This window comes from Rheinheimera lutimaris (genome assembly GCF_013283795.1).
GTDB lineage: Bacteria > Pseudomonadota > Gammaproteobacteria > Enterobacterales > Alteromonadaceae > Alishewanella > Alishewanella lutimaris.
Genome location: NZ_JABSOD010000008.1, coordinates 151,195 through 168,821 on the forward strand (window position 1 = coordinate 151,195; position 17,627 = coordinate 168,821).

At 53.3% G+C, this 17,627-nt stretch carries 11 protein-coding genes, 1 tRNA gene and 1 pseudogene; 3 read left to right on the forward strand and 10 right to left on the reverse strand.

From position 1 onward, the window contains the following. Window positions 1–6: 6 nt before the first annotated feature. Window positions 7–83, reverse strand: a tRNA-Arg gene (locus HRH59_RS10360). A 166-nt stretch (window positions 84–249) separates the two neighbouring features. Here HRH59_RS10360 and HRH59_RS10365 point away from each other — a divergent pair. After that, on the forward strand, window positions 250–2,178 hold the full coding sequence (locus tag HRH59_RS10365) for an ATP-binding protein (protein WP_231702454.1): 1,929 nt from the start codon (window positions 250–252) through the stop codon (window positions 2,176–2,178). Between the two features lie 136 nt (window positions 2,179–2,314). Next, on the forward strand, window positions 2,315–4,483 hold the full coding sequence (locus tag HRH59_RS10370) for a M3 family metallopeptidase (RefSeq protein WP_173501194.1): 2,169 nt from the start codon (window positions 2,315–2,317) through the stop codon (window positions 4,481–4,483). A 248-nt stretch (window positions 4,484–4,731) separates the two neighbouring features. Here the strand turns inward: HRH59_RS10370 and pmbA are convergent, their stop codons facing one another. Then, on the reverse strand, window positions 4,732–6,078 hold the full coding sequence (gene pmbA / locus HRH59_RS10375) for a metalloprotease PmbA (protein WP_173501195.1): 1,347 nt from the start codon (window positions 6,076–6,078) through the stop codon (window positions 4,732–4,734). 116 nt (window positions 6,079–6,194) lie between these two features. Here pmbA and yjgA point away from each other — a divergent pair, with 116 nt between their 5' ends. Then, the gene (gene yjgA, locus HRH59_RS10380; RefSeq protein WP_173501196.1) at window positions 6,195–6,713 is read left to right on the forward strand and encodes a ribosome biogenesis factor YjgA; all 519 of its coding nucleotides are present in this window, start codon (window positions 6,195–6,197) and stop codon (window positions 6,711–6,713) included. A 178-nt stretch (window positions 6,714–6,891) separates the two neighbouring features. On the opposite strand, the pseudogene HRH59_RS10385 reads toward yjgA, so the two are convergent. The 8 genes and pseudogenes from HRH59_RS10385 to mreC all read right to left on the reverse strand — a co-directional run. After that, window positions 6,892–7,911: pseudogene (locus HRH59_RS10385) on the reverse strand (branched-chain amino acid aminotransferase); the annotation flags it as partial. A 151-nt stretch (window positions 7,912–8,062) separates the two neighbouring features. Then, the gene (gene tldD, locus HRH59_RS10390; protein WP_173501198.1) at window positions 8,063–9,502 is read right to left on the reverse strand and encodes a metalloprotease TldD; all 1,440 of its coding nucleotides are present in this window, start codon (window positions 9,500–9,502) and stop codon (window positions 8,063–8,065) included. Then, complete coding sequence (locus tag HRH59_RS10395) at window positions 9,499–10,344, reverse strand: carbon-nitrogen hydrolase family protein (RefSeq protein ID WP_173501199.1); 846 nt, start codon at window positions 10,342–10,344, stop codon at window positions 9,499–9,501. The genes tldD and HRH59_RS10395 overlap by 4 nt, the downstream gene beginning before the upstream one ends. Next, a complete protein-coding gene (locus HRH59_RS10400; RefSeq protein ID WP_173501200.1) occupies window positions 10,337–14,212 on the reverse strand; it encodes a YhdP family protein in 3,876 nt (1,291 codons plus the stop codon). Before HRH59_RS10400 ends, HRH59_RS10395 begins: the two co-directional genes overlap by 8 nt. Continuing rightward, entirely contained in the window at window positions 14,212–15,678 is a 1,467-nt protein-coding gene (gene rng, locus HRH59_RS10405; RefSeq protein ID WP_173501201.1) for a ribonuclease G, read from the reverse strand. The genes HRH59_RS10400 and rng overlap by 1 nt, the downstream gene beginning before the upstream one ends. Next, complete coding sequence (locus tag HRH59_RS10410) at window positions 15,675–16,250, reverse strand: Maf family protein (RefSeq protein WP_173501202.1); 576 nt, start codon at window positions 16,248–16,250, stop codon at window positions 15,675–15,677. Before HRH59_RS10410 ends, rng begins: the two co-directional genes overlap by 4 nt. Before the next feature lie 10 nt (window positions 16,251–16,260). Continuing rightward, window positions 16,261–16,743, reverse strand: a complete 483-nt coding sequence (mreD, locus tag HRH59_RS10415) for a rod shape-determining protein MreD (protein ID WP_173501203.1) — start codon at window positions 16,741–16,743, stop codon at window positions 16,261–16,263. After that, on the reverse strand, window positions 16,743–17,600 hold the full coding sequence (gene mreC / locus HRH59_RS10420) for a rod shape-determining protein MreC (protein ID WP_173501204.1): 858 nt from the start codon (window positions 17,598–17,600) through the stop codon (window positions 16,743–16,745). The genes mreD and mreC overlap by 1 nt, the downstream gene beginning before the upstream one ends. Between the last annotated feature and the right edge of the window lie 27 nt (window positions 17,601–17,627).

Consider the following 17,627-nt stretch of genomic DNA (forward strand, 5'->3'; position numbering starts at 1 on the left):
TTGTTTTGGTGCACCCGATAGGATTCGAACCTATGACCTCTGCCTCCGGAGGGCAGCGCTCTATCCAGCTGAGCTACGGGTGCACAATCTGCGAATAAGCAGAAGCTGCGCATTATAGACAGCCTTGCCCTGTGTGTCTATTGCCCGGCAGTGCGTTTTTTCAGCATTCAGTTCCAAATCACGTATTTACAAGCCTTAGCTGTAACAGCTAGAGTGATAACTCATTCAGCGTTGGTGTTACGACTTAATATGGATACTAAGTTAATTCCGCTTTGGCAATGGATATTACTGCTGGCTTTACTGTTGCTGGCGTTGTACGGCACTGAAATCCTGGTGCGACATGAAGCACAGCATGTTCGCAGTCAACAACTGCGCCATGAAATCGCCAGTGCCGGCCAGCTAAGAGCGCTGCTGGAATCGGAGCTGAATATTCCGCTGTACCTCACCATTGGCCTTACCGCTTATGTACAGGCTAACAACGGGGATATTTCACCGGCCGAGCTGCATTTATTACTGCCGGAGTTAGTGCATCAGGCGCGGCATATCCGCAATATTGGTGTCGCGCCCGGCAATACCCTGCGCTATGTCTATCCGCTCAGTGGCAACGAGAAGGCCATTGGCCTGTATTACCCTGATTTAACAGAACAATGGCCGGATATCGCTGCCATTATCGCTCAGCGCGAAGCGCGACTGGTCGGCCCCATTGCTCTGGTGCAGGGCGGTAATGCCTTTATTTACCGCCTGCCGGTGTACCTTAATGCCGACAATTACTGGGGCATCATCAGCACTGTAGTAAATATAGATTCAGTGTGGAGTTTGCTGGAAAAGCAAACCACCGAGCAGGAAGTGCAGGTAGCTATTCGCAGCTTGTCACCCCGGGGCCATGCCGGCGCGGCGTTTTATGGTGATGACCGCTTGTTTTACGATGACAGCCTGTTGCTGGGGATCAGCCTGCGCGGAGCGCTGTGGCAAATGGCGGTGCGCTCGCTGGCACGCCTGCCGGACCGCTCGGGCCAAATACGCACCGCGGCCTATGGCATAACAGCACTGCTACTGGGGCTGCTTGGCTGGTTGTTGATGTCACGCCAGCGTTTACGCGACAGCGTGGCAGAACAACAGCGCAGCAAAGTGTATTTGCGCAGCATGATGGATAATGTCGCCGATGCCATTATTACCACTGACGAAGATGGCATTATCGAGCAGGTTAACCTGTCTTGCTACCCGATGTTTAGTTATGCCACCTCGACTTTACCGGGCTTACATTGGTCGGTGTTATTAGCCGAGCCACAGCGGCTGGACGAGGTATACAGTGCCACGTCTAACGGCAATGCGGAATACGAAACCACCGGCCGGCGGCGTGACAGCAGTACTTTTCCGATGTCGGTGCACCGCAGTCATATTCGTTTGCAGCAACAATCGCGGCAATTACTGGTGCTGAGTGATTTATCTGAGCGCCGGCAAACCGAGCAACTGAAACAACAATTTATCTCTACCGTGAGCCATGAGCTGCGTACCCCGCTAACCTCGGTATCGGCTGCGCTGGGGTTGGCAGTGTCAGGTGCTTTGGGCGATCTGAACGCATCACAACAACGTATGCTGCAACTGGCTCATACCAACTGCCAGCGCCTCAGTGCCCTGGTAACTGACTTACTGGATATAGAGCAAATTACCAGTGGCACCATGACGCTGCAACTCAGCGCTATAGCGCTGCGGCCGCTGCTGCAGCAATGTGTTGACGAAGCACAACTGCTGAACACCGACCGCAGTATCAGCCTGCACTGCGATGCTACACTAACCGGGGTTAATGTCAGTGCCGATGCCCCGCGACTGACGCAGGTGATCATGCACTTATTGTCTAACGCAGTGAAGTTCTCTCCCGCCGGTACGCCGGTGCGGCTAAGTATTAATATGGCCGGAGATAAAGTACGGGTTACCGCGCAGGACTGCGGCCCGGGTGTGGCTGAACAATTTGCCCCCGGCTTATTCAGCCGCTTTAGCCGCGCCGACAACAGCGATACCCGCGAGCATGGCGGCACCGGGCTGGGATTAGCCATCAGCCGCAGCCTGATAACACAAATGCACGGCAGCATCGGCTACAAACCGGCACCGCAACATGGCGCCTGTTTTTACATCGACTTGCCCTTTATTGCCGCCATACAGCAACAAACATTGCCCTGAGCCGGTTTTTGTCTTAATTTGTTGGCGTCTGGCTGCAAACACAATGCTTTAGTATTGCTTTTTGGCATACTCGGGTTAGCCATGCGCCTGTGCGCAACTATTACAATAAGCTTTAACATCTTCCAGGGAGATATTCATGCGTAAAACACTGATAGCCACCACCGTTAGTGCCGTGCTGGCGCTTAGCGCCTGTTCAGATAATACGGCGCCAAATCAAACCACTACTCAACAAGGCTCTGCCGCGGTAACTGAAGTGACTTCTACTAATCCGTTATTTGTTAAAAGCATGCTGCAATACGAAGCGCCAAACTTCAATGAAATAAAAGACGAGCATTTCCTGCCGGCTTTTGAAGAAGGCATGAAGCAGCATATGGTTGAAGTACTGGCCATTGCCAATAACCCGGAGCCGGCCAGCTTTGACAACACCTTAGTTGCACTGGAAAAAAGCGGCGAGCTGCTTACCCGTGCTTCGCGCATTTTCTATAACCTGGCGGGGTCGAATTCTAACCCTGAGCGACGTAAAATTCAGTCTGAACTGGCGCCGAAAATGGCCGCACACTCAGACAATATCAACTTAAACCCACAGCTGTTTGCACGGATTAAAAGCCTGTATAACCAACGCAACGAGCTGCAACTGGACAGCGAGTCAGTACGCTTAATTGAAGTGTATTACGAGCGCTTTGTCCGCGCCGGTGCTCAACTTACTGAAGAGCAAAAAACCGCGATTCGCGCGCTGAACGAAGAGCACTCAAAACTAACCAACCAGTTCTCACAGAACCTGCTGGCTGAAACCAAAAATATCGCCGTAGTGGTTGATACCAAAGAAGAACTGGACGGTTTATCTGACTCACAAATTACCGCGGCCGCCAACGCAGCCAAAGAAGCCGGCCACGAAGGCAAATACCTGTTAAGCATTACCAATACCACGCGCCAGCCGGTGTTGGCACAGCTGAGCAACCGCGAGCTGCGTAAGCGGGTATGGGAAGCCTCTGCCAACCGCGCGCAAAGCGGCGAAACTGACAACCGCCCGCTGGTAGCCCGTTTGGCTCAGCTGCGTGCTGAACGCGCCAAACTGTTAGGCTACGACAACTGGGCCAGCTATGGCCTGGAAGCCCAAATGGCGAAAACGCCACAAGCCGTGTTTGATATGTTAGGCAGCATGGTGCCGGCAGTAGTGGCCAACACTAACAAGGAAGCTGCGGCCATTCAGCAGATGATTAAAGAGAAAGGCGGTGATTTTGAGCTGCAACCGTGGGACTGGGAATACTATGCCGAGTTTGTGCGCCAGGCGAAGTTTGACCTGGACGAAAACGAAGTTAAACAGTACTTTGAGTTTAACCGCGTATTAAAAGACGGTGTGTTTTTTACCTTTAACCGTCTGTACGGCATTACCTTTAAACCACGGCCGGATTTACCGACTTACCATCCGGATGTAGATGCCTATGAGCTGTTTGATGCCGACGGCACCAGCCTGGCGATTTTCTACGCCGACTACTTCGCCCGCGAAGGTAAGCGCGGCGGAGCCTGGATGAGCTCGTTCGTTGGCCAGTCGCACTTAACCGGACAAAAGCCGGTAGTGGTTAACGTGATGAACATTCCTAAAGCACCGGACGGCGAACCTACGCTGGTTAGCTATGACAACGTGACCACTATGTTCCACGAACTGGGCCATGGCTTACACGGCATGTTCTCTGATGTGAAATACCCAACCCTGGCCGGTACCTCAGTATCGCGCGACTTTGTTGAGTTTCCGTCTACCTTTGAGGAAGACTGGGCCGCGCATCCGGAAGTGATCGCTAACTACGCCAAGCACTATCAAACCGGTGAAGCCATCCCGGCTGAACTGCTGCAAAAAGTAATGAACTCACGCAGCTTTAACCAGGGCTTTGATACGCTGGAGTATATGTCGGCAGCCTTGCTGGATATGGAATGGCACTCACTGTCTGCCGATGAACCACTGCAGGACGTTAATGCGTTTGAAGCAGCAGCACTGAAAAAACACGGCGTAGATTTAGCGGCGGTACCACCGCGCTATAAATCAACCTTCTTTTCACACTCTATGGGTGGCGGTTATTCTGCCGGTTACTATGCCTATATGTGGAGTGAAATTTTAGCTGCTGATGCCTTTGCTTATGTGCAACAGCAGGGTGGTTTAAAGCTGGAAAACGGCCAGAACTACCGGAAAAACATTCTGTCTGTGGGTAACTCACGGCCGCCAATGGAGTCTTACAAAGCCTTCCGTGGTCAGGAGCCTACTACAGATGCACTGTTAATCCGCCGCGGCCTGAAAACCAAAGTAGATTAATATTCCGGCGGGTATTGGTTTACCCTAAATCAACCGTTGAAGGCATGGATGCCTGACAAATTCGCCGGGAGCGAATTTGAACAGCTGCGCTGGTCCGAAAGGATAAACTTCATGGATGAAGTTTATAATCGAGCCTACAGGGATGTATTTACGGCGCGTTGATGTGAGCAACCCAGTTAGCCGCCTGCCGCTGATGCATCAAAAAAGCCCCGCTAAGTTAGCGGGGCTTTTTATTGCCGCTTGCTTAATTAACTGCCGGCGACCTGCATTTGGCTGATTAATATTGAGCCGGTTAATACACCGCCACGACGGTCAACGTCGTTGCCTACGGCGCTGATATTCATAAACATATCTTTTAAATTACCGGCGATGGTAACTTCTGACACCGGAAACTGAATTTCACCGTGCTCAACCCAGAAACCGGCTGCACCGCGCGAGTAATCGCCGGTAACGGTATTGACGCCCTGACCCATCAGTTCGGTAACCAGCAAGCCTTTACCCATACTGCGGCACAGCTGCAGCAAGTCTTCATCGCCGTGCTGTATCAGCCAGTTATGAATACCACCGGCATGGCCGGTACTGGCCATACCCAGCTTACGCGCCGAGTAGCTGGTGGTCAGGTAGGTGTTTAATACGCCCTGCTCTATTATGGCTAAATCGCGGGTTTTTACACCCTCACCGTCAAACGGGCTGGAGGCCAGCGCCTGCTTAATATGCGGCTGCTCGAGGATGGTAATACCCGGTGCCATAATTTGTTGGCCTACCTTATCCATTAAAAAGCTGGATTTACGGTAAATGCTGCCGCCGCTGATGGCCGACACCAAATGGCCAAACAGGCTGCTGGCAATGTCGGCACGAAACAGTACCGGCACTTTTTGCGTAGCAATTTTACGCGCATTTAACCTGGCCACGGTTTCCAGTGCGGCTTCGCGGCCAATTTGTTTCGGATCCAGCAGTTGGCTGTAACGCCGTGCGACGGTAAAGCTGTAGTCGCGTTGCATATCATCGCCATCTTCACCTATTACCACACAGCTGAAACTGTGGCGTGAACTCGGGTGGCCGACTAACTGACCATGGCTGTTGCCGTATACCTTTAACCCGGTGTGCGACGAAAACGAGGCGCCTTCGGAGTTGGTAATGCGCTTATCGGTGGCAAAGGCCGCTTCTTCGGCGCCGGCACACAAGCGGATAGCTTCGTCGGTGCCGATACTCTCGGGGTAGTATAAATCCAGATCCGGCGGCGACATTTCTAACCAGCCGGCTTCTGCCAAACCGGTATGCGGGTCTTCTGAGGTGTAGCGGGCAATATCAGCCGCCGCTTCTACCGTGCGGCGCAGGGCGTCGGGGCTTAAATCGGCTGTAGAGGCTGAGCCTTTGCGCTGGCCAAAGTACAAACTGATCCCCAGGCCACCGTCCTGATTAAACTCGACGGTTTCTACCTCACCATGGCGCGTTTCCACGCTTAAACCTTTAGTGCGGCTCATAGAGGCCTCAGCACTGCTGGCGCCCAATTGCTTCGCATGCGCCAGCACTTCAGCTACGGCGTGTTTTACTTCGTCAATTTCCTGCCAAATAGTCGGTTGAGTTACTTGCATAATGTCTGTTCAGCTAAATTATTTGCCACAAGCTTATCATAGTCTGCTTATGCTGGCTGCTGCTGCGCGCTACTATCATGTATACTTAGCGCATTATTGTTAAGAGTGAAGCAAGCATGACCGATTTTATAAACGGCGATACCTGGGATGAAGAAGAAGGTAAGAGTAAATCACAGGTAAAGCGTGAAATGCACGAGTTACAAAAGCTGGGCGAAGAGCTGGTTGCACTGAGTGGCGCTTCACGCGCCAGAGTGCCGCTGGACGATGAATTACGCGATGCATTGCAATTAGCTGACAAGCTGAGCAACAAGCGTGAAGCGCTGCGCCGGCATATCCAGTTTATCGGCCGCTTAATGCGTACCCGCGATTTAGAGCCGATTGAGCAAGCCTTAGCCATACTGCGTAACACCAACCAAGCAGCAACACGGCAATTCCATAAGGTAGAGCAATGGCGCGATAAATTACTGGCCAATGACGACACCTTAACCGACTTTATAGCCGCCTATCCGGAAGCCGATGTACAGCAGCTGCGCCAGCTTATTCGCAATGCGAAGAAAGAGCAGGAAAGGCAGCAGCCGCCCAAAGCCTACCGCGAGCTGTTTCAGCTGATTAAACCGTTGATTATTGAAGAATAATTCACTTTAAAGCCAGCAACAACTTCCGTTATGCTCGCCACAGCGAAATTCGGGGGCAATCCTGCCCCTCATCCGGCGGGCCAGCTACGCTGACGAAATTCGTTCCCGACGAATTTCTTACCCGCCTTCGCTATACGCGAAAATATCTGTGGCTGCGCTAACGGAGTTGTAGCCTGCCTTAGCAGACCTTAGTCAGCCAGCCGTGTTTATCTTCTGCTTTGCCCCACTGAATATCATTTAAGGCCTGACGCAGCGCATTGGTAGTAGCGCCGGCCACACCGGAACCCACCTGATATTCTTTGCCGCCGTGAATTAAGGTACCCACCGGGGTTAATACCGCTGCAGTGCCGGATAACGCGGCTTCAGTGCCAGGCTTAGCGGCGCGCTCCAATAACTCATCTACCGTAAGCTCGCGCTCAGATACTGTCATACCGCGGTCGCGGGCCAGGGTTAAGATAGAATCACGCGTGATGCCGTGCAGGAACGAGCTGTCCAGCGCTTTGGTGATAATTTCATTACCGTCGATCAACAGGAAGTTTGCCGCACCGGTTTCCTGTACATCGCCGTTCGGGCAAAACAGCACCTGGTCGGCTTGTACGCTGGCGCGGGCTTTCATGATCGGCTGCAGCGCACTGGCGTAGTTACCACCGCTTTTTACCATGCCCATATGCGGTGCACAGCGGGCATTGTCTTCCAGCAGTAAGCGCAGCGGTTTGGCACCACCGGCAAAATAGTCGCCTACCGGTGACAGTAACACATACAGCATAGACTCCAGGCTTGGCGCCGCGGCTTTGCCAATTGATGCTTCAGTACCGATATGGGTTGGCCGGATATACATTGAGCCGGGAGGCTGCGGCACATCGGCAGCATAGCGGCTGACAATATCCAGAATCATCTTGCTTAACATGGCTTTATCAAAGCCAGGCAGCGCCAGCAATTGGCTGCTTTGCGCTAAGCGGGCAACGTTTTTCTCCATGCGGAAGGTATAAATACCGCCGTCGGCATGACGAAAGGCTTTTAAGCCTTCAAAGCAGGTGCTGGAATAATGCAGCACATGCGCGCCTGGGTGCAGGCTGATGCTGTCGGTTGCGACAATTTCCGGCGTGCTCCAGCTGTTGTTGTTAAAACGGGAGATGATCATCTCCGGGGTAAATACGGTGCCAAATGCTGCCATTTGCGTTATGTCCCTGTGATTTGTTCTATTTACTGTATTTGTGTGTCAAGCCGGGCACCTTACTTACGCAAACACGCCGTGAATACATCCCTGTAGGCTCGATTCGGCCATCCTGGCCTGCAACGGTTCGCTTAAAGTAAGCTGCCCTCACTAAAATTTATATCTGCAGCTCACCTTACTGCGTGCCGCCTACGGTCATGGCATCCAGCTTCAGTGTCGGCTGGCCTACGCCCACCGGTACGCTCTGGCCCTGCTTACCGCAGACACCGACACCGGCATCCAGCGCTAAATCGTTGCCTACCATCGACACCTGCTGCATGGCTTCAGGGCCGCTGCCAATAAGGGTGGCGCCTTTAATCGGCGTGGTAATTTTACCGTTCTCAATTAAATAGGCTTCAGAGGCAGAAAACACAAATTTACCCGAGGTTATGTCTACCTGACCACCGCCAAAGTTAGGCGCATAAATGCCTTTTTTCACGCTGGCGATAATTTCTTCCGGCTCATGCTGGCCGGCCAACATATAGGTGTTGGTCATGCGCGGCATCGGCAAATGAGCAAAAGACTCGCGCCGGCCGTTGCCGGTAGGGTCGACATTCATCAGCATGGCGTTATGTTTGTCCTGAATGTAACCTTTTAAAATGCCGTTTTCGATTAACACATTGTATTGGCCACGTACGCCTTCGTCATCAATATTCAGCGAACCACGCCGGTGTGCTAAGGTGCCGTCATCAACAATGGTACACAGCTTAGAAGCGACCTGCTCGCCAATACGGTCGGCAAAGGTAGATGAGCCCTTACGGTTAAAATCACCTTCCAGGCCATGGCCTACCGCTTCATGCAGCAACACACCGGGCCAGCCACTGCCCAGCACTACCGGCATGGTACCGGCCGGCGCATCAATAGCGGTTAAATTTACCTGCGCCTGACGCACCGCTTCGCGGGCATAGTGCTGCCAGCGTGGCTCGCCGTTCACGGTTTCAGTGAAATATAAATAATCTGTACGCCCGCCGCCGCCGGCACTGCCGCGCTCGCGCCGGTCGCCCTGTTGCAGCAATACCGAACAGTTTAACCGCACTAACGGCCGGATATCGCTGGCAAAGGTACCGTCGGTAGCGGCGACTAAAATCTCTTCGTATACCCCGGATAAACTCACCATAACCTGCTCGGCACGGTTGTCCAGGGTACGGATATAGGCTTCAATCTGATGCAATAACGCCACTTTGTCGGTATTGCTTAAACTTTGCAGCGGCTCACACGGCAGGTAAATATCACTGTTGCCGCTTTTGCTGAAAGCTTTAACTTTGCCACTGCTGCCCTGCGCCGCAATGCCGCGCGCTGCCGTTGCCGCTTGCTTTAACGCTGCTGCACTAATGGTATCGGCATAGGCAAAGCCGGTTTTTTCACCGCTTATCGCCCGCACGCCTACGCCGCGCTCGATATTAAACGAACCGTCTTTTACCAGGCCATCTTCCAATACCCAGGATTCGTGCACACTGGACTGAAAATACAGATCGGCAAAATTCAGCTGATGATCAAATAAATACCCCAGCGTTTGCTGTAAATCATCAGCGGTCAGCCCGGAGGCGGTGATCAGGTTCTGCTCTGGTGCAGTCATGGTTTGAGCTCACTGTTAAATCGGTTATGGTGCGCCAGCGGCATCTTTTGCTGAAGCTGTACGCAGTCGGTTAAATCTATTACTGCTGATATCCAGCCCGGCGCCGTGCCGGCATCGGCTAATACGCAGCCCCAGGGATCGATGATCAGGCTGTGGCCATATGTTTCGCGGCCGTTAGCATGTACCCCGGTTTGGTTTGGCGCCAGCACAAAGCATTGGTTTTCTATCGCCCGCGCCCTTAACAAGGTATGCCAGTGCGCCGCGCCGGTCACTTTGGTAAAAGCCGACGGTACGCTAAGCACATTCATGCCTTGTGCCGCTAATGCCTGCATCAGGCCCGGAAAGCGCACATCATAGCATATCGACAAGCCAAGCTTTAACCGGTCGATATGGGCTAAGCTGATTTTTTCTCCGGCGTAAGTGCTGGCCGACTCACGGTAGCTGCCGGTGCTGTCGCTGATCTCTACATCAAACAGGTGCATTTTTTGGTAATCGGCCACTATGCTGCCGTCAGGCGCGAACACTATGCTGCTGGCGCTAAAGCGCTGTGGATCCTTGCTGGCGGTGGGCAAAGAGCCGGCCAGCAAATACACACCAAACTGTTTTGCCAACGCGGCGCAGCCCTGCTGAATAACGCCCTGCCCCAATGCAGCCTTATACTGCAGTTGCAAACCGTCACGCCCGCCAAACACAGCAAAGCATTCCGGCAATGCCACCAAATGCGGTAAGGTATTATCGACGCCGGCACAAAGTTGCTGTAAATACTCAGCCACTTGCGCCAGATTTTGCTCCGGCTGCGGTACGCTGCTAAGCTGGATGGCAGACAGCCGCCAGTTAGCCATGCGGTTGTTTCCCTTGCGGTTGATCTGCTGCGGGCAGGTTAATAATGGCTTCCGGCTGCGCTACCCGCACCGGCACCGGCACTTCGGTGCTGTGACGGTTTACTTCGGTTACCACCGGCTTGTCGAAACTGCCGGTAACGGTGAAATTGATTTTCGAGATAACCTCAGCGCTTTGAAACACTTCATCCAGCGCCAGTGCGGCCAACCCGGTTGCCGGGTTAACCATCCAGGCAATGATCACCGGCAAACTGGAGGTCACCTTAGGTGAGAACGCCATTTGGTAATCCAGCTCTTTACCGACTAAATCGGCATAGCCCTGAATTTGTAAGTTGCCGGGCACACCGTCAATGGCGGCATCGCTGGTTTGCGCCACACCTTGTGTAATCGCCAGATTGCCGCTCATGCTGTTGTAGAAAAACCCTTTGGCAAACACATCACGAAAATCCAGCCGCAATTTTCGCAGTAATGAGTCGAGGCTGAAAATAGAGAACAAGCGCGAGCCCTGGTCGCTGACCTCAGTAAGTGAGCCTTCACCTAAAGCAAATTTCACCTTGCCGGCCAATTCGTCCGGCGCGAACTGCTGTGGTGCACCGGGCCAGTTCAGGTCAAAATCAATATCGGCACTGCTGCCGGATATCGCTGATGTAAGCTGAAACTCATCGAGCATGGCGCCCAGATTAGCGGTTTGCAGCCGGCCGCTAAATTGGCTGCGGCCGGCACTGTTGCTGTCGTTTTGCCAACTGCCGCTGGCCGTTAAGCGGCTGCGTTTGTAGTCGGCGCTGAATTCATTTAGCTGCCATTGCTCTGCAGTGCTTTGCGCTTTGGCATTTACTTTACCAAAACGGTAATTACCCACCGAACAATCGCCACAGGTTAACTGCAGTGGTGGCAACTGCAACAACCAGCGCTGTGGATGCTGTATTACTTCTGCCACGGTTTGCGGCAATTCATCGGTATTAAGCACCGCGTTGGTCAGCGGCAAGTGCAGATAATCCAGTGCAGCACTGATCCCCTTGCCCTGCCAGTCTTTGCTGAACGACCAACGGCTGGCAATTTCAGTGCCGTTAAGTTGCAGTTGCCAGCTATCGGGCAGAGTGGTTAATTCAAACACAGTATTGTTCAGTACTATACCCGGCGCCATATCCAGCCTGGCCACTTTGCCCCGCACCAGGCTCAGCTGCGGAAAAAACGGCTGTTCAGTCTCAGCACTGTCGCTCAGTTGCTGTTGTAGCAGCTCAAACCACGGCAAAAACTCTGCCTGCGGCAAATCAATGCTGACGTTAAAGCCGTTGCTGTTCAGCCCGATGTCTGTCTCAGCCAATACCAGATGAGCACGGCTTAAACGCTGCTGTTCATGCGACAGCTCGGCATGAAAATGCAACTGGTCGTTATAATGTAGCGCCAATAGCGAGCGTTGCTCATTACCGTTGGCGGTGACATTGAGCTTGCGCCGGTCAGCACCGGTTTTGCCGTAGGGTGCCGGTAATAACAACGCCGTCTGCTGCAGATCGCTGACTAGCTCAGCCTGGTAAGTAAAACCGCTTTGCGGCAGGTTAAGCGCCAGGTTTAACTGCCAGTCTGTTGCCCCCTCTACCAATGGCTGCAGCGGTTGATGCAGCGCCTGCGCTAACTGCTGCGCCTGATGCCGGCCGGTTAACTGCAGGGCTAACTGATAACCCTGCGCACTGTTTTCGCCCTGCAGCGCCGCATTAAGCGGCAAACCGCGCCAATGCAGCTTCAGGCTGTCGGCTTTGATCTGCTCATTGTCGAATGTCAATTTACCTTGTAGCCGGCTCAGCTGCATCGCCGGCGCCGCCAGGGCCAGTTCAGTGTCGTCAAAGGTCACAGTGCCAATGGCTTGTACAGTCGGCTGCTTCAGGCCCACGGCCAGCAATACATCACCATGCACTTGCCCGGTAGCGCCGAGGTGCTGCAGGGTTTTACCCAGGTTATCCGCCAGCGGTGATTGCAGCATCAGTTGGGTCAAAGCTGACGCTTCCACCGTTTGATTGATGCGGATATCCAGCGTATCGGCAGCAAATAAGTCAGGAATTTCAGCGCTGACCGTCTGATGCAAAGCGATACCGGCCAGCTCGCCTGCGCGGGTATGGATTTGCATATTGGCATTATCAAACAGCAATTCAGCGCTTAAGCCGCTAAGCTGGGGCCACTCCGGTGCAAACTCAAACTGACTGTCCTCCAATTGTGCCTGCACCTGAAACACGCCCTGGTGTTCACGATAAGGAAAGTCGGCCGGCTTGCCGTGCCACAGTACAGTAGCCTCAGCCACGGTGCCGGCGACAATGGCCTGATCTAAATAAGCGCGTACTTTGTCCAGCATATAAGGTGCAGGGAAGAAACGTCCGGCCTGGCTGGCATCAGCCTGCTGCAGTTTGGCTAATATCTGCAAGCTGTCGTCCAGTTGCAGGCTGGCATCCAGTTGCATGGCACCGGCTTTTAACTGTAACTGTGGCGCAGTTAAACGCCAGTGCCGGTCTGCCGTGCCAGCCTGCCAATACAGGGTTGCGGCCAGCTCGTCATACCCGGTCGCCACATTAAACAGTTTATCCCAGCTGAGCTGCGACTTCTCGCTGTGCAATCGCAGCCGCGCCAATTCGGCCCCGATAACAAAGTCACCGTTGACCTGCTGCAAACCCGGCACATCAGCTACCGGCTCACTGCTGAGCGCATTAATATCGCCGCTAAATTGCCATTGCCCGTCATCGCTGTGCCATTGCAACTGCGTTAGCGTCGCATTGGGTTGATATTGCATTAACTGTTGCAACGGCGCGATATCCTCAGCCAGCAGCTGTGCCAACGGCGACAAAGCCGCCAGCGCAAACTGATTCAGCCCTGCCTGCCACTGGTTGTGCTGGCGGTGCAGCTGAAACTGCAAGCCCGGCCAGCTTTGTGTGGCGGTGCTGAGCGTTAAGTCACCTGACTGCATTGACCAGCCCTGCTCAGCCGGCTGCCATAGCAGTTGGCCCTGCCCCAATTGCAGGCTGTGCTGCTGCCCCTGGTGTTGCCAGCTCAGACTGTTGTCCGCTAATTCGACCTGGATGCGTTGCAATAAGCCTTTATCTATCCGGCCCCAGGCGGCGAAGTTAATGCTGGCCTGGTCCAGCTTACGGCTGGGCGGTAATAACTTGCCGAACAATGGCAACACATCCAGCTGTTCGCTTTGTAAATACAACTGGCCGAATGCCTGCGCCAGGCTGTCGCCGTATAAATCCAGCACAAAAGACACGGTATTGGCAGTAACACCGGCCAGCGACAAGTCGCCATAGCCCTGGTGACGGTTACCGCTGTTGGCCCAATCCAGCTGCTTAATCATGATGCTGAAATCAGGGTTGTTGTCGTTTTGCAGGATCAGCTGACTATCGACCACCGAAAAGTACGCCAACTGGCGAAAAAACAACGTTTCCAGCGCATCCAGCACCGGCGCGGCATCCAGCGGGGCATTTTGCCCTGCCTGCAGCAACCTGTCGGCGTCGATATAGTATTTCAGGCCGCTGAGTTCAAAATGCTGTGCAGTAAGTTGACGGTTGAGTAAGCTGCGCCAAAAATCCAGCCGGACGCTGGTTTGGGCAATGCTCAATTGCAGTTGTTGCTGCTCGTCATGCAGCTGTACATCTTTGAGCAGTAAGGCCGGGCCGTATTTCTGCCAGCCGGCACTGAGCTGACCAATGCTGACATCGGCGCCATAGCGGTTATAAATCAGTTGTTCAATGTGCTGTTTGTAGCCATCGGCATACGGCAGGCTGTAACGTAGTACGGAAATAAGCACAGCAAGCAACACCAGCGTCAGCGCTAACGCCAGCCAGAGTTTATGTAAGCAATAAAAACAAACCCGCTTTGTGCCTTGCACTACATCATCACCACGTCAAATTGCTCCTGGGTATACAGAGGTTCGGTATGAATACTGATTTGCTTACCGATAAACACCTGCAATTCAGCCAGATTATGAAACTCATCGTTGGTCAGCGCATCTTTTACCGCCGGCGATACATAAACCACAAACTTATCAGCAGCATAAGCGCGGTTTACCCGTACAATTTCACGCAGCACTTCAAAACACACCGTTTCTACCGTTTTTAAACTACCGCGCCCCTCACATACAGGACACTCAGAACAGAGAATATGTTCCAAACTTTCGCGGGTTCTTTTGCGCGTCATCTCAACCAGCCCCAGTGCCGAGAAGCCATGAATATTGGTTTTTGCCCGGTCGCGGGCCAACGCCAACTCTAAACTGTGAAACACACGCTTTTTATGCTCGCTGCTTTGCATATCGATAAAGTCGATAATAATAATGCCGCCCAGATTACGCAGCCTGAGCTGTCGGGCTATGGCCTGCGTGGCCTCAGCATTGGTATTAAAGATGGTTTCTTCCAAATTGCGGTGGCCGACAAAGGCGCCGGTATTGACGTCTATGGTGGTCATGGCTTCGGTTTGGTCGATGATCAGATAGCCACCGCTTTTCAGCGGCACTTTACGCTCTAACGCGCGCTGAATTTCGTTTTCCACATCAAACATGTCGAAAATCGGCCGTTCGCCCGGGTAATATTCTAACAGCGGCGATAAATGCGGAATAAACTCTTCACAAAATGCCGTCAGTTGCTGATAGGTAAGTTTGGAGTCAACCCGCACCCGCTCTAACTCTGTACCGACAAAATCACGCAGAATACGGTAAGTCAGAGTTAAATCTTCGTATACCACACCCTCTTTGCGGGTTTTTTGTTTGCGCTTTACTATTTTGGCCCAGAGTTTTTTCAGGAATTTCGCGTCTTGCGCCAACTCTTCTTCCTTTGCTCCCTCGGCCGCGGTGCGCACGATAAAGCCACCGCTGTCGTCCAGGTAATGGCTGACAATATCTTTCAGCCGCTGCCGCTCGCTGTCGCTTTCCAGCCGCTGTGACACCCCGACATGCGGTGAACCCGGCATAAACACCAGATAACGCGACGGCAGGGTAATGTCGGTAGTTAAACGCGCGCCCTTGGTGCCCAGGGGATCTTTAACCACCTGCACCAGTAAAAACTGGCCTTCACGCACCAACACGCGGATATCTTTGCTTACTGCCGGCTTACCCTCAAGCTCGGCAGCGCTGTCGGGCTGCACTATGTCTGAGGCATGTAAAAACGCGGCTTTATCCAGGCCAATATCTACAAAAGCAGCTTGCATGCCGGGCAATACACGGCTGACTTTACCGACATACATATTGCCCACCAACCCCAGTTTGGCCTGACGCTCGATATGCAATTCCTGCAATACACCGTTTTCTATCAGTGCCACCCGGGTTTCACTTGGTGTTACATTCAGTAGTAGTTCTGCGCTCATAGCTGCTCCTGCCACTGTAATAATAGTTGTTCGGTTTCACACAGTGGCAAACCCACCACTGCAGTGTAGCTACCGTTAATTCGCCGGACAAACTTTGCCGCCAGCCCCTGAATACCGTAACCGCCGGCTTTGTCCTGTGGCTCACCGCTGTGCCAGTAAGCCGCAATCTCTGCGGCGTTAAGCGGGCGAAAACAGACTTCAGTACTGACCAGTTGTTGCAGTTGGCGTTCAGCATTCACCAGTGCGATAGCCGTCATGACTTGATGGCAACGGCCTGACAACAACTGCATAGTGCGGGCAAACTCAGCAAAATCAGCCGGCTTACCCAGAATTTCACCGTCGGCTACCACCACGGTATCGGCACCCAGCACCGGTAAGGACGTTTGTGACATGGCCTGGCCGGCACGGGCTTTTTGCAGGGCCAACCGCTGCACATAGTCGGCAGCGGCTTCATTGTGCTGCGGGGTTTCATCAATATCGGCGCTGATAAGGCTGAACGACACACCCAGTTGGGCCAGCAGTTCACGCCGGCGTGGCGAAGCAGACGCTAAAACGATATCGGGGTAGCTCATTACAAAGAACTCATTGGATTTTTAACTGTCGCCGGTAACGCCGTAGTAGCCAGAATACCCAGGGCCACACCAGCATACCGGTCAGCACCGGCCACAAATACTGCGGCAAAAAATACACCCCGGTTAAGAAGTGGCTGAGCCAGAATAAAAGCAATTGATACAGCGCCAGCAATAAGCCCAGTAACAACGATTGCTGTACGATAGAAAAGTTACGGATTTTAAGATGATGCAGCGCCACCACAAAAATAACTACAGCAAAGGCCAGCGCATTTACCCCCAAAACGGTGCCAACCAGCACATCGACCACAAAGCCGGTGAAAAAGGCAATGCCGATACTAACGCGCTGCGGCAGCGCCATGGTCCAGTACATCAGCACCAGCAACGCCCAATCCGGTCGGGCTAATTTTACCAGTTGCGGCAACGGCATTACCGTAAGCAGCAAGCCGACAAATATCGACAGGTAAATAAACGCTGTACCTTGAGGTTTGCGCATCAGGGCTGCTCCTCAGTGGTTTGCACCGCCGGAAGCTGCCGGCTATCGGACAGCAGCAGCACATGGCGAATGCGATCGAGTTGGGCATAAGGCTCAGCATAGACCAACATAAACGGTTGGCTGGCATCCTGACTGATTCTGACCACCCGCGCTACCGGATAACCCTCCGGGAAACGGCCATCCAGCCCGGATGTCAGCAAGCGGTCGCCCTCGCGAATGTCGGCGCTGTGCGGTAAGTGCATTACCCGTAACACGTCCCATTGCCCCAAGCCTTCAACAATAGCACGCACCCCGGTGCGCTCGGCCCTTACGGCCAGCGCATGAGTATTATCTGAAATTAACAGTGCCCGGCTGCTGGTAGGGCCGACACTAACAATCTGACCGACCACGCCCTGGTCATCTATAACCGGTTGATGTTCAGTAACACCGTCACTGCTGCCTTTGTTCAACACCACCTGGTGGCTGAACGGATGGCTATACACGGCCAGGACTTCTGCCACCAGCCGCTCACCGGCAATAACAGAAGACGAACCCAGTAGGGCGCGCAGCTTTTCATTTTCCTGCTGTAAAAACCGCAATAGCTGTAACTGGCCGCTTTGCTGCAGCAAGGTTTCTTTTAACCTGGCGTTTTCTTCCAACACAGCTTGTTGCGACATAAATTGTGCTGACGCTCCGGAGAACAGCGTTTCCGGCAAACTGGCAACATAAAACAACGGGCTGACGGCGGCAGTAAGATAACTGCGCAATTGTGTAGAGCTGTCGGTGTAGCGGTCAAGAAACATCAGGCCAGCACTGCACACCACGGCTAAAAACAACCGCAGTGGCAATGACGGGCCCCGACTATAAATCTGATTCATACAGGTGCAGACACAGCAGACAGGTTC

What these genes read in the sequence shown, in the direction of transcription:
- HRH59_RS10365 (WP_231702454.1), top strand. Translation starts at nt 250, where the DNA reads ATGGATACTAAGTTAATTCCGCTTTGGCAATGGATATTACTGCTGGCT.
- HRH59_RS10370 (WP_173501194.1), top strand. Translation starts at nt 2,315, where the DNA reads ATGCGTAAAACACTGATAGCCACCACCGTTAGTGCCGTGCTGGCGCTT.
- pmbA (WP_173501195.1), bottom strand. Translation starts at nt 6,078, where the DNA reads ATGCAAGTAACTCAACCGACTATTTGGCAGGAAATTGACGAAGTAAAA.
- yjgA (WP_173501196.1), top strand. Translation starts at nt 6,195, where the DNA reads ATGACCGATTTTATAAACGGCGATACCTGGGATGAAGAAGAAGGTAAG.
- tldD (WP_173501198.1), bottom strand. Translation starts at nt 9,502, where the DNA reads ATGACTGCACCAGAGCAGAACCTGATCACCGCCTCCGGGCTGACCGCT.
- HRH59_RS10395 (WP_173501199.1), bottom strand. Translation starts at nt 10,344, where the DNA reads ATGGCTAACTGGCGGCTGTCTGCCATCCAGCTTAGCAGCGTACCGCAG.
- rng (WP_173501201.1), bottom strand. Translation starts at nt 15,678, where the DNA reads ATGAGCGCAGAACTACTACTGAATGTAACACCAAGTGAAACCCGGGTG.
- HRH59_RS10410 (WP_173501202.1), bottom strand. Translation starts at nt 16,250, where the DNA reads ATGAGCTACCCCGATATCGTTTTAGCGTCTGCTTCGCCACGCCGGCGT.
- mreD (WP_173501203.1), bottom strand. Translation starts at nt 16,743, where the DNA reads ATGCGCAAACCTCAAGGTACAGCGTTTATTTACCTGTCGATATTTGTC.
- mreC (WP_173501204.1), bottom strand. Translation starts at nt 17,600, where the DNA reads ATGAATCAGATTTATAGTCGGGGCCCGTCATTGCCACTGCGGTTGTTT.